Annotated in this window: 13 protein-coding genes and 2 pseudogenes; 6 read left to right on the forward strand and 9 right to left on the reverse strand. The window is 58.8% G+C overall.

What is annotated here, in order from left to right; all coding sequences use genetic code 11:
- Positions 1–59 precede the first annotated feature (59 nt).
- Together ACIPUD_RS14750 and ACIPUD_RS14755 are read right to left on the reverse strand one after the other, a co-directional pair.
- Positions 60–1,382, reverse strand: coding sequence for an MFS transporter (locus ACIPUD_RS14750; RefSeq protein ID WP_446480939.1), 1,323 nt, complete (start codon positions 1,380–1,382; stop codon positions 60–62).
- A gap of 1,092 nt (positions 1,383–2,474) precedes the next feature.
- Positions 2,475–2,747, reverse strand: coding sequence for a hypothetical protein (locus ACIPUD_RS14755; protein ID WP_446480940.1), 273 nt, complete (start codon positions 2,745–2,747; stop codon positions 2,475–2,477).
- Between ACIPUD_RS14755 and ACIPUD_RS14760 the strand changes: the two genes are divergently transcribed.
- A complete protein-coding gene (locus ACIPUD_RS14760) occupies positions 2,737–3,033 on the forward strand; it encodes a hypothetical protein (protein ID WP_446480941.1) in 297 nt (98 codons plus the stop codon). The two genes, ACIPUD_RS14755 and ACIPUD_RS14760, sit on opposite strands and share 11 nt — an antisense overlap.
- Before the next feature lie 1,612 nt (positions 3,034–4,645).
- Here the strand turns inward: ACIPUD_RS14760 and ACIPUD_RS14765 are convergent.
- A complete protein-coding gene (locus ACIPUD_RS14765; RefSeq protein WP_446480942.1) occupies positions 4,646–4,855 on the reverse strand; it encodes a hypothetical protein in 210 nt (69 codons plus the stop codon).
- Positions 4,856–5,484: 629 nt separating this feature from the next.
- Positions 5,485–5,772 (reverse strand): hypothetical protein, encoded by a 288-nt coding sequence (locus ACIPUD_RS14770; RefSeq protein ID WP_446480943.1) that lies wholly within the window; start codon positions 5,770–5,772, stop codon positions 5,485–5,487.
- Between the two features lie 112 nt (positions 5,773–5,884).
- Between ACIPUD_RS14770 and ACIPUD_RS14775 the strand changes: the two genes are divergently transcribed.
- The gene (locus tag ACIPUD_RS14775) at positions 5,885–6,148 is read left to right on the forward strand and encodes a hypothetical protein (RefSeq protein WP_446480944.1); all 264 of its coding nucleotides are present in this window, start codon (positions 5,885–5,887) and stop codon (positions 6,146–6,148) included.
- 461 nt (positions 6,149–6,609) lie between these two features.
- Here ACIPUD_RS14775 and ACIPUD_RS14780 read toward each other — a convergent pair whose 3' ends face one another.
- The 4 genes and pseudogenes from ACIPUD_RS14780 to ACIPUD_RS14795 form a co-directional block, all read right to left on the reverse strand.
- Complete coding sequence (locus tag ACIPUD_RS14780) at positions 6,610–7,374, reverse strand: outer membrane protein (protein ID WP_446480945.1); 765 nt, start codon at positions 7,372–7,374, stop codon at positions 6,610–6,612.
- Between the two features lie 298 nt (positions 7,375–7,672).
- On the reverse strand, positions 7,673–8,107 hold the full coding sequence (locus ACIPUD_RS14785; protein WP_446480946.1) for a hypothetical protein: 435 nt from the start codon (positions 8,105–8,107) through the stop codon (positions 7,673–7,675).
- A 746-nt stretch (positions 8,108–8,853) separates the two neighbouring features.
- Positions 8,854–9,301: pseudogene (locus ACIPUD_RS14790) on the reverse strand (IS5/IS1182 family transposase); the annotation flags it as partial.
- 140 nt (positions 9,302–9,441) lie between these two features.
- Positions 9,442–10,986 (reverse strand): MHYT domain-containing protein, encoded by a 1,545-nt coding sequence (locus tag ACIPUD_RS14795; protein WP_446480947.1) that lies wholly within the window; start codon positions 10,984–10,986, stop codon positions 9,442–9,444.
- 894 nt (positions 10,987–11,880) lie between these two features.
- On the opposite strand from ACIPUD_RS14795, the gene ACIPUD_RS14800 reads away from it, so the two are divergent.
- From ACIPUD_RS14800 to ACIPUD_RS14815, 4 genes are all read left to right on the forward strand, one after another.
- Positions 11,881–12,147, forward strand: a complete 267-nt coding sequence (locus ACIPUD_RS14800) for a hemerythrin domain-containing protein (RefSeq protein ID WP_446480948.1) — start codon at positions 11,881–11,883, stop codon at positions 12,145–12,147.
- A gap of 105 nt (positions 12,148–12,252) precedes the next feature.
- On the forward strand, positions 12,253–12,444 hold the full coding sequence (locus tag ACIPUD_RS14805; protein WP_446480949.1) for a hypothetical protein: 192 nt from the start codon (positions 12,253–12,255) through the stop codon (positions 12,442–12,444).
- Between the two features lie 1,391 nt (positions 12,445–13,835).
- On the forward strand, positions 13,836–14,315 hold the full coding sequence (locus ACIPUD_RS14810; RefSeq protein ID WP_446480950.1) for a phasin family protein: 480 nt from the start codon (positions 13,836–13,838) through the stop codon (positions 14,313–14,315).
- Positions 14,316–14,536: 221 nt separating this feature from the next.
- Positions 14,537–14,746 (forward strand): hypothetical protein, encoded by a 210-nt coding sequence (locus ACIPUD_RS14815; protein WP_446480951.1) that lies wholly within the window; start codon positions 14,537–14,539, stop codon positions 14,744–14,746.
- A 113-nt stretch (positions 14,747–14,859) separates the two neighbouring features.
- Here ACIPUD_RS14815 and ACIPUD_RS14820 read toward each other — a convergent pair.
- Positions 14,860–15,490: pseudogene (locus ACIPUD_RS14820) on the reverse strand (LabA-like NYN domain-containing protein).
- Positions 15,491–15,762 lie beyond the last annotated feature (272 nt).

The following is a 15,762-nucleotide window of genomic DNA, read 5'->3' on the forward strand; positions in this document are numbered from 1 at the left end:
TTGCCGCTACAGCGCGGCGGAAATGCTGTTCGATTGTGGCCCACACTACGCAGCCTTCTTCACCGATCGTGACGGCAAGCCCGGCGACCATTCTCATGAGAGCGTTCGCTGTTTGATGAACCGGTCGCGTTCGAGCTGTCGCGGGTGCTGCTTCCCATCGTATCGGTATGCGGATTGCGTGCGCCGACGACAGTGAACAGAGTTGCGACGGCGGCAAGTCCGCCGTATCCGAGCGTGATCTGCGGTAGCGAGAACGTGTTCGAAAGTTGGCCGGAGACAAGGCTAGGGAAGGCGGCACCGCCGTAGCAGATAAGGTAGATCGCGCTGAAGATCGGCGCCCGTTCGGCTGGCGTGCTGCCATGCAGCAAGCCGCGGGCGGCGGCGCTAATGGCGATTCCCTGGCCGGCTCCGGCGACGATGGTTGCGATGATGAACAAAACCAGTGTGCTGGCGGCGACCGCCGTGCAGAGGCCGATCATTCCGGCCAGAAAAATGATCATACCAACGCGTTGGGCTTGCGCGGATGTGAACCGGCCCCCCATGGGAGCGCCGAGAACGCTGAGGGTCATATAGCCGGCGAACACCAGTCCGAGTATGAGGGGGCTGCGGGTATGGAGTTGATCTTCGACTAGCGCGGGCACAAATGCTTGGTAGAAGCCCGCAGTTGCCCATGTGGCCAGGAACACTGCCGCCGCAACAGGGAGCAGGTACCTGACCCGGGCGGGTACGCTGACCCGCGGTAACAGTGATCGCCAAGCGCCCGGCGTCGGACTTGCTGTTTCGGGGCTGATGGCAATGAGTGCGGCAGACAACAATAGGAAGCCGATGCAAACTAGGTATATGAGGTCGCGTGGCCAGGGACCGAACTGGACCAAGGCACCGGAGGCGATGACGCCGACAGTAAGGCCGAGCATCGGTCCCTGGCTGGAGGCGACGGACGCCAACCATTCCGGTCTACTGGGTGCGGCGTCGACGATGTAGGATGTCAGGCTGCTGCTGGCCGACCCGGTACCGAGACCCACGAGGAGCCGACCGACCAGCAGGGTAGCAATGTCGTGCACATTCAGCAAAAGCACACAGCCCAGTAGTACCAGGCTGAGGCTAATGATCGCAGAGAGCCGGCGGCCCAGATGATTGGACAGTCGTCCCAGCCCCAAGAGTGCGGCGATGGTGCCGATGGCGTAGGCGACGACACCGATCGAGATGCCGACATTCGTGAAGCCGTCCTCCGCCCGGTAGATGTTGTAAAGGGGAATCGGAGCGGCCGCCGCGGCAAACGAGACCACTAGCGAGACTACTGCGGATACGAATGCGAGCCGGAGCGTGCCGCCCCGGTGAGCCTGGTTGATCACTGGTGCCAGATGTTGCAGCGAGCCGTGCATCCGTTGTCTCCCGGAGATTCGGGCGCGCAGGTCCAAACTCTCCAATTAGGTATTTTCACCAACCGGCTTTAATCGTCGACGCCAGGCCGACGCGCGGCTGCATGGGTGAGAGCTGCCGTGCCGCGCATGTATCCGGCGGCCTTTCGAACTAGCGTCCCTCGAATATTGTCGATCAGGTAGCGCAATCGTCGATCTCCGGCGCGGCGCATGATAAATCTCCGAGTCCCCGAGATGCACGTACTTGCCGTCGTGACCTGTGCCACACAATTGAACGGTCCAGCACGATCGGACAATATTGCCAGCAACTAACACATGTCGCGCCTTGGCCTTCACCATCAGACCGTGAGATCGCGCTCGAGTCGGGCGGCGATTTCGGTGTGATCAGTGATGGTTCCCTCTTACTCGCGATTAATACGGCCTCTGCGTCGTATGGGAGCATTATCGCGCTCATCTCACCGGAGTGAAATCGCTTGAGCAGCGGCGTGACAATGCCTTCGGGTTCAGTAGGGAGCGGATAGGAGCCGGACATCACGGATTCCTGCTTCGTGTTGACTGAAATGGTTGCCCTGGCGTTATTCGATCAATCCGCGGCGGTGAGTTGTTATTGGTCGCAGCGCGGAACGAAAGTTTCCAATATCCGATACGAATAGTTTTCATACCCGCGGGGAATTGTGCTGCGACAGTCCTCTCTTCTATTCATAACCGAGGTACGTTGCGCAGCCGGCGACCGCGTCACGGCGCGCGGCGAGCGGCAATAACGATTGTCTAGCGATTCGACGGTGAATGGTGATCTCCTTCGGAGCCTGTACTTGGCTTCCAACGCTGGATGAAACCAGCACACGCGTCGCACACATGACCGCAGTGTTGATCGACTTTCAACGACCGCTCGGATAAATCAATCGACATCGAGGCGACTCCATCCTGAATGACCACTTCGTCATCGTCTCTCCTCACTAACCCTGCTGCCGCGAGTGGCTTAGCTGCTCGACCGGAGCAGTATCGGTGCCTTTCCGGTCGATCTGGGTGCTATTTTTGCGTCCGGATACGCAAACTGGTTTATGGCCGAGAGCTTCGCGATCCCGAAATCGCCAGTTACCTGAGCCGCTCTTGGCCAGGCCGAGTGCCCGCCGCCATTTTGCGATCGGCCCAGCTCTTGATATCGCCGACTGTAATCGCCTTGAGGAACGTATTGGCGTTAACCAGCTCTTCGCGTGTGGTCCGACCCGTCATGTCAGCGGCGGCCATAACTAAAGCAGCGTCGGCACTCTCTGCCCCGGATAATAGCGCCACGGCGCCCGCCGGTCCCGCGAAATGGGCAAGGTAGAGAGAACCGGGCGTCACGGGCAGACCGCGCTTGGTCAGCATCGCGGCATGTTCCTCCGAGCAGCCGTGCGGCAATGTCGCGCGTAAGCTCGGCATCTCCCCGCAGGTCCAAGACTCCCTTGTCGCTGCGGCCTTGGATCAGATCGCGTCGGTGCCTTCGAACGGCTTCGAGCCACGTATCATCGAGAAACTGGGCGGCGCCGGTGGCGCTGGACCGTTTGTTCTTTGCATTCGGGTCACCGTTGGACTCGGCTATGATAATGCGCTCGACCAATGCCTTCGCAGCCGCTCTGTCGATCGATTTCGTCTTCAATTGACCATCGCGTAACAGGACGAAACTTGCAACGAAAGCCAGGCCAATTGCCACTCCAACAACGAGCGTGATGAATTCCGCCGACAACCACTTCCGCGCGGCGACAACGGATTCACGCTCGTCGCGGCGAGGCGGTCGGATTTCCTCGTCGCGGCGTATTTGCTCTGACACATGCGGCGGGAGCCGCGGGTTGCCATCGGCTGTCGTCCCAACGTAGAGGAGTCCGTGCGCTAGGTCTGGCATCGCGTCTGTAGGTTTAATGCTTTCAAAAGGCCATCGAAGGCACCTGCCAGGCACGGCTTTGCCTCCGCGATTGGTTTGGCGCGACTGGCGCCTGCGCTTGCCTTGGAAATTCCGTGCCGGGGCCGAGGCCTGGGCAGCATGATTGCGGATTTCCGCTTGCGTTGACTTTCTGCTCGATGATGTTCGAATGTGCTGGCGCAACGATCACAATGTGGTCCGGCGGATTCTTTAGTTCGCTCGAGGAAACTGGCTGCGGTGGCGCTTGGAGTTGCGGAGTTTCGAGCCGGTCTGCCTTGGTCAGTGTATCGTGTGAGGGACGTAATCCGACCGTTGCCAGAGCCAAAGGCTCGTTCACAGGCTCTGTGATGCGCGGCGGCGCCTCGAGCTCCATCACGGCGAGTGTACCGAGGCCAATTAGGAAGAGAGCCACTCTCATCTGATTTCACGCTCTCCGAACGAGAAACCTCACTCAAATCCTCTTAGAAATGAGCTCCAGAAATCAAGGACGGATTGCAAAGGTCCAATAAGGCCGCTTAGCGGCAGAGGTGAACCGGAAAGCGCTGCTATGGGAGAAGATCAAAGACAGGGTTAACGCGGATCATGCGAAACTGGCCGAGTGAAGGGGATAGTCAACCCGATGTGGCGCCGCCGGCTTCTCACTTCGAAAATGTCACCGAACCCCAGCTCGACGCCGTCTCGTCCTCACTACGCCCTGGCAAGTTCGCGACTGCATTTTGCAGCGGGAGGTGTGCGTCTGTGAGTTGGTTCAAAACAGCAAGGGGGACGGCGGACGGACATACATTTCCGCCGTGGAGGACTTCAGCAGCTTGGCAGCACGTGAGGGTGAGCTACGGAATCGTGAGCGATCACTGCAAACCGTCGGCAGGCTATCTGAGACTTCTAAGCGAGGCCGCCGGTCCACGCGGTGGAAAAGCACGAACGCCGCAGCGAGGGAAAACTCGCTGCGGCCCGCGCGTGGTCAAAACGCCGGGTCACAATGGACAAGTAAAATATCGGGCCAGCCCCGGTGTCGAAGTTTTAGCGCTAAATTCGTCCGGATGGCGAAAATACTTCGCTGGAACCGAAATGTGGTTACTTGGGCATTCAGTTCCGTTGTTGCAGGAGGGGCCGCTGGCTGCTGCGTCGACCTTCCACCCTGGGACATCACCGGCCTCGAGCGTTCACCTCCGTCGGAAAGCGCGCGGTCACGTTGGCGGTCATTGTTCGAATCCGAGCAAGCGGCGATCAGTCCCAACCAACCAACCAAACAGACTTGCCCGTGGCATCGAAGCGCGGGCGTCGACAGTGGACGAAGCGCAATCGTGGCGGATTGGCTCCTGCCGATGTCATAGAGATTTGCAAATGGGGAATACCGGCCGGCGACCTACTTGACGTAGATCATTCGTTCCTTAGTGGCCCGCAGGCTGCGGATGTAATAGCCTTGTGCCTGAACGGTTGACTTGATTTCGTTGCTAACCTTGAGAACTCGTTTTCTGCTCTTGCGCCAGGTATGTGCAGAGTAAAGCGCAGGTACGGCGGAGCCTGTACTTAGAACGAGCAAGCCGCGCTTGTCATTGCGATAGACGTCAAACATCGTTTGTCCCCGCTGACCATATTGAACTAAGAATGAAATATGTTCGGCTTGTCTCAATGACCGAGCTTAGTATTTCGGTCGGCTGTGCGGGTTGTAAATCTGCAACGCCAGCGACTTTCCTTCAGTTCGTTCCGGATACGGAACGAACTGAAGCAAGCCCCGGCCGCCGTCAAATTGCTGCGTATGCAATTACTTCAGTCACGATGTGTTTCGGATGCTGTTGATTGGGGGCGGAATCGAGCGGGAAGCGGCAGCCGCCGTCTTCACGGATTCGCCCCGTGTGGTTGCTCTTGCACGGCAGCGCCGACACGTCATCGTAGGCGGCGATGCATCTGGCCCGTAGGCGATGTAGCTACATCTTTCGCTGACTGCCTGTTCACTAAAAATAGCCGACTAGACCTGCTCGGGCTCTGCGCTTCGCGTTTTGACCCTGGCTGTGTGAAAACGTGAAATCTCGCGTAGCGCGGAGAATCTGCTTCTCAGATGGAGCGGCGTCGCAGTTCAGTATGCTCCTCACGCTCCCGGAGCAGGCTTCTGAAGGAATGCTTTTCTCTGTAATTTGTGCGGCGCTGCATTTTTTACACAGCCAAGACCCATTGCGGACCTGACTGTCAAACGCGACGCTAAATTCAAATTTCAAGTAAGTCTCGGGCCGCTATGATTTCGCCGGAGAAAGCTTTGCGGGCTTCGTCCACAAACACCTGATCAGGAACAGCGCCATTTCCTGGAACGAAATGACTTAACACCGGCGTTTTGACCCCTGCGGCTTGAGCCACTTCGCCCGCCTGCTCGACCGTAAGTGCATTGCCTGAAACACTTTTGAAGAGGTTGTCGGCGGTCTCCTTATCGAACCTGCCTACTTTCACGGCTCCATCAAGCACCTGGCGCATTCCCGGAAGATATTGGGCCTCGCACACGAATACGTCCGCGCCTTTCGCGAGGTTAATGAGAGCGTCGGGTATCTCCGGAGAAAACTATAGAGCGATCTGCAGTGTCAAAGCGATACGATAGCGCGACCGGAAGGGGTGGATGGTCAGCCAAGGCACAACTGACCTTCACATTCTCGCCTTGCATCACAATCCCGGCCAACTCTATCTCGTGCGGAACAAGCATTGCCCTAGGAGCGGGCTTGCCTTCATCGCGGATTCGAATGTCGATGTCGAAAGCATTCAACTCAAAACCTTCTTTGTCATTTCCGCCAATGGTGGCGGGCCACCGGCTTCCGCAGACTCGAATACCAGGCAAATAGAACAATTCCGTAATCTAGATTGTGGTCCGAATGCTGATGCGTAATGAAAATGCTTTTTAACGCGTTTAGCCTAAGAGCAGCTTGCACGATCTATCGGGCAACGCCGTTGCCACAATCAATAACGTAAAGGGAGCCCCCGGCTACAATGGCATTTGAAGGTGCAGCTCGCCCAACCTGCAAGGGCGGACCGCCGGTGGTGCCCAACTACACAAGTTTCGTGCGGGCAGATTGTCCCGCCGCGAGCCTCGGTGCCAGCGCCGGTGCGCGCGGACAATCAAGGCACATCGATATCGAGTGACGGAGAAGATGAAAGTGCGTCTCTGGCAGAGCTGGTCACGATAGCTCAGCGGCTCGGATTGCTTGCTTAACGAATGTGGCCGCCATGATTGATACGGTCGAACGTGCTCTTCCAACTTAGACACCGCAAGGTAGCAAAGGCCAAGAAAATCATAACCACAAAAAAGCCCCGGCGTGCCGGGGCTTTGGTTTGCGAAGATGGGGGTGATCAGTATCTGGCCGCGATCGGTGCGCCGTATCCACCGAAGCGGTAGTTCAACCGAAGTGTGACCATGTCGACATCCTGGCTAACCCCGCTGCCGGTGAGGACGAAGCCTCCGGGAGTGACTACGCCTGCGAAGCCGGCATTGTCACGCCCCATCCAGAGATGGTCGTATTCGATACCGAACGACCAATTGGGCGTGAAGCCGTACTCCCAGCCCACGCCAAGGGCGCCGCCCCAACGCGTGTGGCCTGCCGATGCCAGGCCGACCCCGGTGACGTTGTTGAATATGTCGAATCGGTTGCGCGTCACGGCGGCGCCGCCCTTCACGTAGAACAGCGAGGCGTTCCATGCCCAGCCGAGCTGCGCCGTGAAGAGTCCGATGGCGTCAATCTTCCCTGTGGTCGAAATCAATGGGTCGATCAGACTGACGCGCGTATTCTTGATTTCTGCCCAATCTCCCTGCGCTTCCAGACCGAGCACAAACTGATTGGTTTGCCAGCGGTACCCGATCTGTCCGCCAGCGAGGCCCCCGGAGCGATCCGCGCAACCACCTGCGACTGCCCCTGCTGGCGTCACGAAATCCACACAACCGTGGCTTTGTCCCCAACCGCCGTTGACGCCGATGTAGAATCCGGTCCAATCATAGATCGGCGCGACCACCGGGGGCGGGGCCTTGACGTAAGGTTTAGCCGCCAGATCAGCCGCTGATGCAGGTGCCGCCATGCTCACTGCCAGCAAAGCCACGCCACTTAACAAAAGCTTCTTCATTACTTTCGCTCCATCCACGTTTCAGCCCAAACGACGCCGGTTCTTTTGCTGTCCGGAATTCCAGCGTTAAGCTAGCTGATTCAATCAGCAGGCGGTGTGCCTAGGCTGCAACAGCCGGGAAAATTCGGCAATACACGCGCTTCAGTTGTGTCAGCGCTATTGACCGATCAAACTAAGGATCCAAGTCTTCAAGGCTGCTCCCGCGGTGTCGCCAGTTGGCCCAAACGCGAAGTGCACGATCTCCCCTAGTCGGATCGCGGGGGGAAAAGCGGACGTTGCACAGAATTCGCGGCCGGTCTTACTGCGCTAGAAATCCGACTGCGACAACCAGTGCCACAATGCTCCCGAGAATTAGCAGTGCCGGGAGGGATTTTCGGGTCATTGGCCTCGTCGTATGGCGCGCAGCCGATTGACCGTGTTGAGGTCCAAGCGGTCTCTGGGACCGCACGAGTTTGCCCTCTGTCGTAGGCGTCCGAGCCTTTGGTTCCGGAGCCGCGCCTACGCCTCCCATCTCGCTGTAATAAGCGCTGTAGACCTCGCGAACGGCTAGAGCCGTGGACTCGGCCTCGCTCATTGTCTCGAGCCGAGTTTGATAATTTGTCAGAAAGCATTGGGCGCTGGACGGCAGGTCATCGAAACCACCCAGCTTAGCCATCATGAGCCAGGTGGCAAAATCCGCCTCAGCCTTCATGCGCGCTTTCTTGGCGATACCGGCGTTGGAGCTAGAGGACATGGTGCTCCGATTCGTTTGAACCCGGCCGCGAAGCTGTCCATCGACACCATCCGCGCAGCGGGGGCAGGCAATTGGCAATCCAATCACAGTACCGGGAGAGTTCAAACGCGAACCTTACCAACTAGTCGGCTCCGGCCAGGTTGCGGCTGACTTGGCAGGGCTCACCTCTATTGATCCTTAACCGCGGTAGCTATCATAACTCGTGGTCTGCGGATATCCACTCCTCCAAACTGTGGGCGCTAAACCCTCGCGAAGACGTTCATTTTTCGCAAGCCTTGGACCACTCTAGAAATAAACTACGGCAAGGAACTACGGTAACTCGGCCAAATCGCGATACGTCCAAATCGCGATCGTGATGCCTCTATGGGCATCCGCCGGCAAGGACTTGAACGTCTTTGTCCTGTTGGGCTCTCGCGACTTCGACAGGCATAGTGTCCTTTTCGCACGCCTCGCGCCGCTCAATTGCGAATACTTTCTGCACACGCCGGTTTCAATTGCTAGCGTCTAAAATCTTCCTTGCAGTCGCTCTTCGTCGCGTTCGTGCTCGGAAGGTCGATCCCTCGCGGATTTAAGAGAGCTGCCAGCCTGCACGCAGGATGCAAGTGAAATCAAGATTTCAGGCCTCGCTGGGCGGCCAACTGGCTCAGGGCAAGGCCCCCGTCAGCGCAGCGATTACCGACGTCCTGGTCCAACGGACAGACCGAAGATCAGATCGCCAAACTCCAAACTGGGTTAAGCCCCAATGCCGGGGCATGGAAGGAGTAAAGCTTCCAGCCGCGCTGGTGCTGCTGCTGCTGCGAGCGGATTTGCGCGGGCTGGCCAAGCGGGAGGGCGAATGCCTCCTCCAGTGCCGGCTGGCCCTCGCTCCTGCGGCGGATCTCGCGGATGATCCGGCCCAGCCGGCTGCGCAGAATGCGCAACTGCCGCTGATGCCGCTTGAATTGCTTGGCATGAGCGTAGCGGCCCGCCATCATCGCGGCGGCCTTGGCCACACGAGAATAGGCATCGGTCGGAAAGGTGGATGGCCTTCGGCTGCACCGTGGTGTCGACCGTGACGTGCTTGAGGTCCTGGCCGCGTAACGCGCCGGCCTCGTACGCCACCCGCAGGCTCTCCGCCAGCAGCAGCTCCAACTTGTCGCCGAGCCGCTTGCGCCAATGGCTCAGGTCCGAGCGCTGATGCGGGAAGGCGTCTTGCTTACTCGGCGACGCTCTCTCTACGTCTCGAACCAGCATCAGGAGCTGTATGCATTCGTCGTTAGACCTCGGCGGCGGCCGAGGTCCAACTGCTTTGAGCCGACGCACAGAACCAGACTTCTCGGAGTGCCCGACCTTCATCATCTATTGCCAGCGGCGGGGGAGAATTTCTGAATGGTATTGAAGATCACGCCGTCGGTTGCGGATGCCGTGGCTTGAATCGGCAAAGTGAAATGCACGGTGATGCCTGGTCCGGCGTTTGGGGTGGCCCATATGCGTCCCCCGTGAGCTTCGACAATCGAACGGCAGATCGATAGCCCCATGCCCATGCCGCCGGGCTTGGTGGTGTAGAATGAGTCGAACAGGTGTCCAAAACTCTCCGGTTTCAGTCCCGGGCCAGAATCCCGCACGGCGACGAGCACTCCGCCCGATGCATCTTTCCCAGTGCCGATCAGCAACCCGCGCGACCCTTCGCTGACACCGCTCATCGCTTGGACGGCGTTGATGATCAAGTTAAGGAGCACTTGCTGCAGTTGGACTCGATCTCCTTGGATGGGCGGCAAGCCCTCCGCGAGTTGCGTCTGCACCGAGACATTGTTTTTCATCGCTTCGCCACGGGTCAGGGCAATGACCTCAACGACCGCGTCGTTGACCTCCAAGGCATCCTTGCGCGGAGGCTCCTTCTTGATGAGGGCACGAATGCGGCCGATGATGTCGGCCGCACGCTTTCCGTTTTCGACGGTACGACCAAGCGCCTCCCGGGCCTTGTCCAGATTTGGCGGCTGGCCATCCAGCCAGCGCAAGGCCGCCCCGGCATTGTTCATTCCCGCCCCGAGAGGCTGCATGACTTCATGTGTAATCGAGGCCGCCAGCTCTCCCATGGCGGTGACCCGTTGGACGTGGGCAAGATCCGCCTGCGTCTGACGCAGGGCCTCCGCGGCGCGCTTGCGCCTGGCCACGGAGGCGAACAGGGCGGCCAGATCGACGAGCACGAAGCCGGCGATCCCCACCGCCAAGGGGGTCCGATCGAGGGTCGCATCCACGTGGGTGTCCTCGACCGTGGCGGGAGCGCTACAAATGGCCGCCCGCATCCCGGTGTAGTGCATGCCGGATATGGCGACGCCCATGATGATGGCGGCGGCGAGCTTCTGCCCAGCGCCCCCGGTTCCGAACGCCAGCCACAGCGCCGCCGTCGCCGCGCCGATCGCGACGATGACGGAAAGCGCGAACCACAGGGGGTCGTAGCTCAATTGGACGGGCCCCCGCATGGCGGCCATGCCGGTGTAGTGCATGGCGAGGATGCCGAGCCCCATGAAGACGCCGCTGAGCACGACGCGGGGGCGCCATGCGCCCGGGCTACTGATGACGTAGAAGCTGCCGCTCGTGCCCAGGATCGCCAGCACGAGGGAAAAGACAGTCAAGCCGACATCGTAAGACACCGGCATCGGCAGCTCGAAGGCGAGCATGGCGACGAAGTGCATCGACCATATGCCGCCTCCCATGGTGAGTGCGGCCGCCGCCAGCCAGATCGGGTGCGTGGGTACGCGCTGCGTGGGTATGTGGTGCGTGGGTCCTTGGGCCAGCGCCACGCGTTCGCCGAGATCCAGGGCGGTGTAAGACGCGAAGCCAGCGACCAGGATGGACAGGGCAACGAGAGAGGGATCGTATGTTGCGGTAACGATCATTGGGATCTTCCCCATTTTGGAGCAGAGACGAGGGAGGCACCACCCGATGCATCACAACCGACATTCCCCGGATGCCGGCTCCTACGATTGCGCGACGCAAGGGCAGTTGGCGGCAGGATGCAGCGAGGTCTCGGTTCTCTCAAGGGCAACGATAGTTCGGCAGCGAGGCTGTCTCAAGCGAGGCGCGCTGTCTGCTCGGTCGGCCGGCGGCACTGGTTCGATGGGCCACCACCAGCCGCCAGAACCCTCTGTCGGATATCCGAGTCGGGTCACAAGCCTTCGATGACCGCTAAGAGCGGCGACTTCCGCCTTAGCCTCGGAAGCTGACGTCGTGCACGCCATAGGCATGTACGCTCGCACGTCCCCCGAGCTCTTACGTTAGTACAGGCTCAGCGATGCGGCCGATGTGACGCAAGAGTTTGAGGCCGGTTCGATCCCGGCGAGCTTTTTCCGGCGTAGTGCCGTGAAGCCGCTGCATGCGGCTTATTCTTCCCTAAAATAGAGAAAATCGACAAAGAAGGTTGCTCTTGTGGCAACGCTAAACGAGTGCTTGGCCTCGGCCGAGTTGCATCTTGGCTTTCACAAACCGCGCGCCCGCGCGATCCAACGCGGCATCGCCGCAAGGCGTGAAGCGATGCGTGTGAGGGCATGCTGTAGGCCGGTACGGGGAGGGGCGTGGCAGTTTTTGGGACGCAATCCGCCATCGCAGACCGTGGCTTTCCCGTTTCACACGCATCTGCAATTCAGAATATGGGTCTAAATTGCGGCTAGGCAATCGCGAGCATGGTCCGCACGAGTTGCGCGATCTTAAAATCGCATCGTCTCGGATTGATCTGTCGCAAATGCTGACACTCGACCAAGGACTATATTGAGGCCCGTGTATGGAGCTCTGCCATGATCATAGAGCGCTTATCCCAAGAGCATCTCAACATTGAGAAGCTGCTGGCCATCCTCGAGCGGGAGCTCGAGGTACTCGACCGCGGCGACCGTGCTGAGTACGAGGTCATTCACGCGGTTATCAGTTACTTCGAAGTCTACCCAGAAGTTTATCATCATCCCCAGGAAGACTTGGTATTTGCCAAGCTGAGGGCACGGGATCCAGCCGCTGCTGCGAAGGTCGGCGATCTAGCTCGCGAACACCAGAAAGGGGCCCAACTTTAACGCCGCGTCGCTCAGGCGGTCGACAGCGTTCTCGCGGAACGTGGCATTCTGCGCGAAGATGTGAATCTTGTCGTTCGCGATTTTATCGCGCACGAGCGCCGTCACATGATGATGGAAGATCGCGATTTCTTTCCGGTGGCACTTAAGGTTCTCAAGCCTCAAGATTGGACTGAGATCGCTTCAGCCGGAACGAGTCACAATGATCCGCTATTCAGCGAGTTTGCCGAGGAGCGGTTTGACGCTCTGCGCGCACATATTTTGCGACTTGAGCAGGAGGCTGACGCGGAGCGAAAGTAATCGCTATGGGGTGAGCCTTTCTAGATGCGACGCTAGGAGCGCCACACGAAAAGGCCGCAGCGGCAAACCACTGCGGCCGGCCGGGTTAAAATGAAGACGTGAAATATTGATTCCAGCCCCGGCAGGATAAGCCTACAGCGACGGCTCGAGTCCGCAATGTCGTCGATGTCACACTTGCGTCCGAGCATTGGAGTGCGCCTTTAGTTCCTTGATGTCGTCCTTCGTCCACTCGCGGCGAACTACTTGTTTCGTTTTAGGCGAGCGACGCTCCTTCGGTGTTGAAGGCACGCTCTAATAAAATGAATCAAGAGCCACCGATAAAACAGGACAATCGAGTAATCGCTACTACTCCGTGCGCTTAGTGAGCCAGAGCTGTAGCCGCCAGATGCTCCCAGTACTCTGCCTCTGCGAGCAGGTTCCAGCTTCTCTCGGCATCACGCGCGGCAGCCTGTCGGCATAGCAACGCCATGGCGCGAAAGCGGCGCATAGCTTCCATCGCAAACTCCCTGCTTCTGTTTTCCCAAACTTATTGTTTATTATCGCGACAGAGTCATCATCATTATGAGACAGAATTAATTTTGGCGATCGGCCGCCGACTGGCGCTCCGATAAGTCCGTCTGAGCGGGAACTATGCGCTGTGGGCTTCACATCGCTTTCGAATGCTACTTGGGTCTGCAGACGGATCGCTCCGCTTCGGATCGAGCAGGTCCGGGGCATCAAGGCCGATGCGCGCAGGGTTAGGCTTAGCTTAGGAGCGTGACCGGTCAGCAACACGCCCGTGCAAAGTCGCGCGAGCCGGCGTCCAACGTTACAATCCGAACCGACTGACAGCGGAGAATCTTCTCCAATCACTCCATTGCGAGCACGCAAAGCTTACTTGCGATCAGCCCGGCGCAAATGCCGGGCTTATTCGCTAAGGATCCTCATTCTCGCTCGGGATCAATTCTCGAGAAAGCTATCATTTCCCTTCGGCCCCGCGACGGGACGCTCCGGGACCTGTTGCGGTGATGACCGCGCGTTCGGACGGACCGTGGCCGATCTTAGCTCGGAGCTCGACAAGGGTCGGTGAACCCCTCGACCTGGCGGCGAAATTCGTCGGCGATCATTGGCGGGCTGGTTGGCAAGGTGGAACCCGCGGTGACCCGCACGTGGCGGCGCTGCAAGCATATCGTTGATATGACGATCGTGTGTATTGACATCGTCAGAAGATTTTTTTGCCGAGAGTCACAAATCGGACGGACAGCTCTCCTGTCGTTGGGCATAATGATATCGGGACTGGATTGAAGCCCATCAAAATTGAACGGACGCTGAGGTGGAAAACTTTCCGCTTCACGAACTCCTGCGGCGCAGCCAGCGTTTCGGGATTCGCTTGAGAAATGGGGACAGCAGCTGTGAGTGAAAGTGAAGCGAAAGCTGAAGTGAAAGTTGAGGTGAACGGAACGAACGGCTTCGCGATGCCGCCGTTCGGAGTGCCGAAGTTTGCGGTGCCCGGTGTGCTCGGTGAATTTTCCGAGCAGGGCTTCGCCCGCGCAAGGGAAGGCTGCGAGAAGATCAAAGCGGCGTCAGAGGATATGGCTGAAGCGCTGCGCGAGAGCTATTCGGGCAATGCCAGGAGCGCGACAGACTACGGGCTCAAGGTCATCGAGATCTCGAACTTTAATGCCGCCTCTACGATCGATTTCTTTGTGCAACTCTTGGGTACCAAGTCGGCGGCGGATGTCGTCACCTTGTCCGCGGAGCAAGCGCGCAAGACTTTCGACACCGCATCCGCCCAAGGCAAGGACTTATGGGACCTGACCCAGAAGCTTGCAACGGCAACCGGCGAGCCACTCAAGAAGCACATCGCCAAGGTCCTTCACCAACGCAACTAAGCGGCACTCAATTTACATTCAGGTTCATTCAAGAGGGAGATCCGGCCGGTTGGACCAAGCCCCGCCGCGAGCATGCCCACCCATGCTCGACCAAGCAACGGGCAGGTGCGCGATGCCCTCAAGCCAGCGCACCAACAAGAGGCGCGATCTAACCGGCCGGTTGCTTTTCGAAACCGAATAGGAAATCGAATTCAAGAAAATTAAAGTTGAGGGAGGCCCAAATGGGAATGGTCATGGTCAAGTGTCCGCAGACTGGACGCGCGATCCCCACCGGCATCAAGACCGATCGCGAGAGCTTTCGGCGTAGCCCGGTTTTCTTCGCGCACACTCGTTGCCCGATCTGCCAATCCAATCACGCCTGGTTCGCACAGGAGGCTTGGGTCGACGAGCCCGGTGCCTGGGCGCGTCACCGGGTGGGATCGCTGGCCTGATCATCCACTCAGGCATCGATGATCGCGATGGAGGGACACCATACGCACATGCAACTCTCCATGGAACGATTTGCGACTCAGCCAGGCGTGCTCCTGAGCCGGCTCGCTCGGCATCAATTCTCGAGAACGCTATCATTTCCCTTTGGTCCTGCGAGCGTCTCACGTTCTCGGAGCTGCTGCGGGCGATAGCGCGGCTCGCGCTCGCGAGGGGGCGGGCGTTCGGAGGGATCGCGGCCGATCTTGGCTTGGAGCTCGATTAGATCGGTGAACACGTCGGCCTGGCGGCGCAGCTCGTCGGCGATCATCGGCGGCTGGCTCGCGATCGTGGAGATGACGGTGACTTGAACGCCGCGGCGCTGTACCGCCTCCACCAGGTACCGGAAGTCGCCGTCACCGGAGAACAGCACCATTTGGTCCATGTGCTCGGCGAGCTCCATGGCATTGACCGCGAGCTCAATATCCATGTTGCCCTTGACCTTGCGCCGGCCGCCGACGTCGACGTACTCCTTGCTCGGCTTGGTGACGACGGTGAAGCCGTTATAAGTCAAGCCAGTCGATCAGCGGACGGATCGAGGAGAACTCTTGGTCCTGGTTAGTCGCGGTGTAGTAGAACGCGCGCAGAAGCGTACCGCGGCTCTGAAACTCGCTCAGCAGGCGTTTGTAATCTATATCGAAGCCGAGCGTCTTGGTGGTCGCATAGAGATTGGCTCCGTCGATGAAAAGCGCAATCCTGTTGGGAGACATTTGTAATCTCGGAAGCACGAAGTGCCATGCTGCGGGGGATATGAACTCGCCAATGAGGCGGCACTTCCAAAGCTTTCATCAAAGCCGGACATCTGATGCTATACCGGGGTCCTTTAACCTTCAAACAGTTTTGCTCCGACCAAAATTAATTCGTAACTCCGCAAGGCGAGGAAAATTCCAACTGGCGGCATTGAGGGGCATGTCCGCGACTTGTGGATTGGGTCAGCGCTTTCGACTATTCTCGACTGGGCGGCAGTGCGAGAAAACAGGAA

It is taken from the genome of Bradyrhizobium sp. CAR08 (genome assembly GCF_052871955.1).

Excerpts from the sequence above, each read along its gene's own strand:
- ACIPUD_RS14785 (WP_446480946.1), bottom strand. The coding sequence starts at position 8,107 with ATGTCCTCTAGCTCCAACGCCGGTATCGCCAAGAAAGCGCGCATGAAG.
- ACIPUD_RS14780 (WP_446480945.1), bottom strand. The coding sequence starts at position 7,374 with ATGAAGAAGCTTTTGTTAAGTGGCGTGGCTTTGCTGGCAGTGAGCATG.
- ACIPUD_RS14765 (WP_446480942.1), bottom strand. The coding sequence starts at position 4,855 with ATGTTTGACGTCTATCGCAATGACAAGCGCGGCTTGCTCGTTCTAAGT.
- ACIPUD_RS14750 (WP_446480939.1), bottom strand. The coding sequence starts at position 1,382 with ATGCACGGCTCGCTGCAACATCTGGCACCAGTGATCAACCAGGCTCAC.
- ACIPUD_RS14805 (WP_446480949.1), top strand. The coding sequence starts at position 12,253 with ATGATGATGGAAGATCGCGATTTCTTTCCGGTGGCACTTAAGGTTCTC.
- ACIPUD_RS14800 (WP_446480948.1), top strand. The coding sequence starts at position 11,881 with ATGATCATAGAGCGCTTATCCCAAGAGCATCTCAACATTGAGAAGCTG.
- ACIPUD_RS14755 (WP_446480940.1), bottom strand. The coding sequence starts at position 2,747 with ATGCTGACCAAGCGCGGTCTGCCCGTGACGCCCGGTTCTCTCTACCTT.
- ACIPUD_RS14775 (WP_446480944.1), top strand. The coding sequence starts at position 5,885 with ATGGTCAGCCAAGGCACAACTGACCTTCACATTCTCGCCTTGCATCAC.
- ACIPUD_RS14815 (WP_446480951.1), top strand. The coding sequence starts at position 14,537 with ATGGGAATGGTCATGGTCAAGTGTCCGCAGACTGGACGCGCGATCCCC.
- ACIPUD_RS14795 (WP_446480947.1), bottom strand. The coding sequence starts at position 10,986 with ATGATCGTTACCGCAACATACGATCCCTCTCTCGTTGCCCTGTCCATC.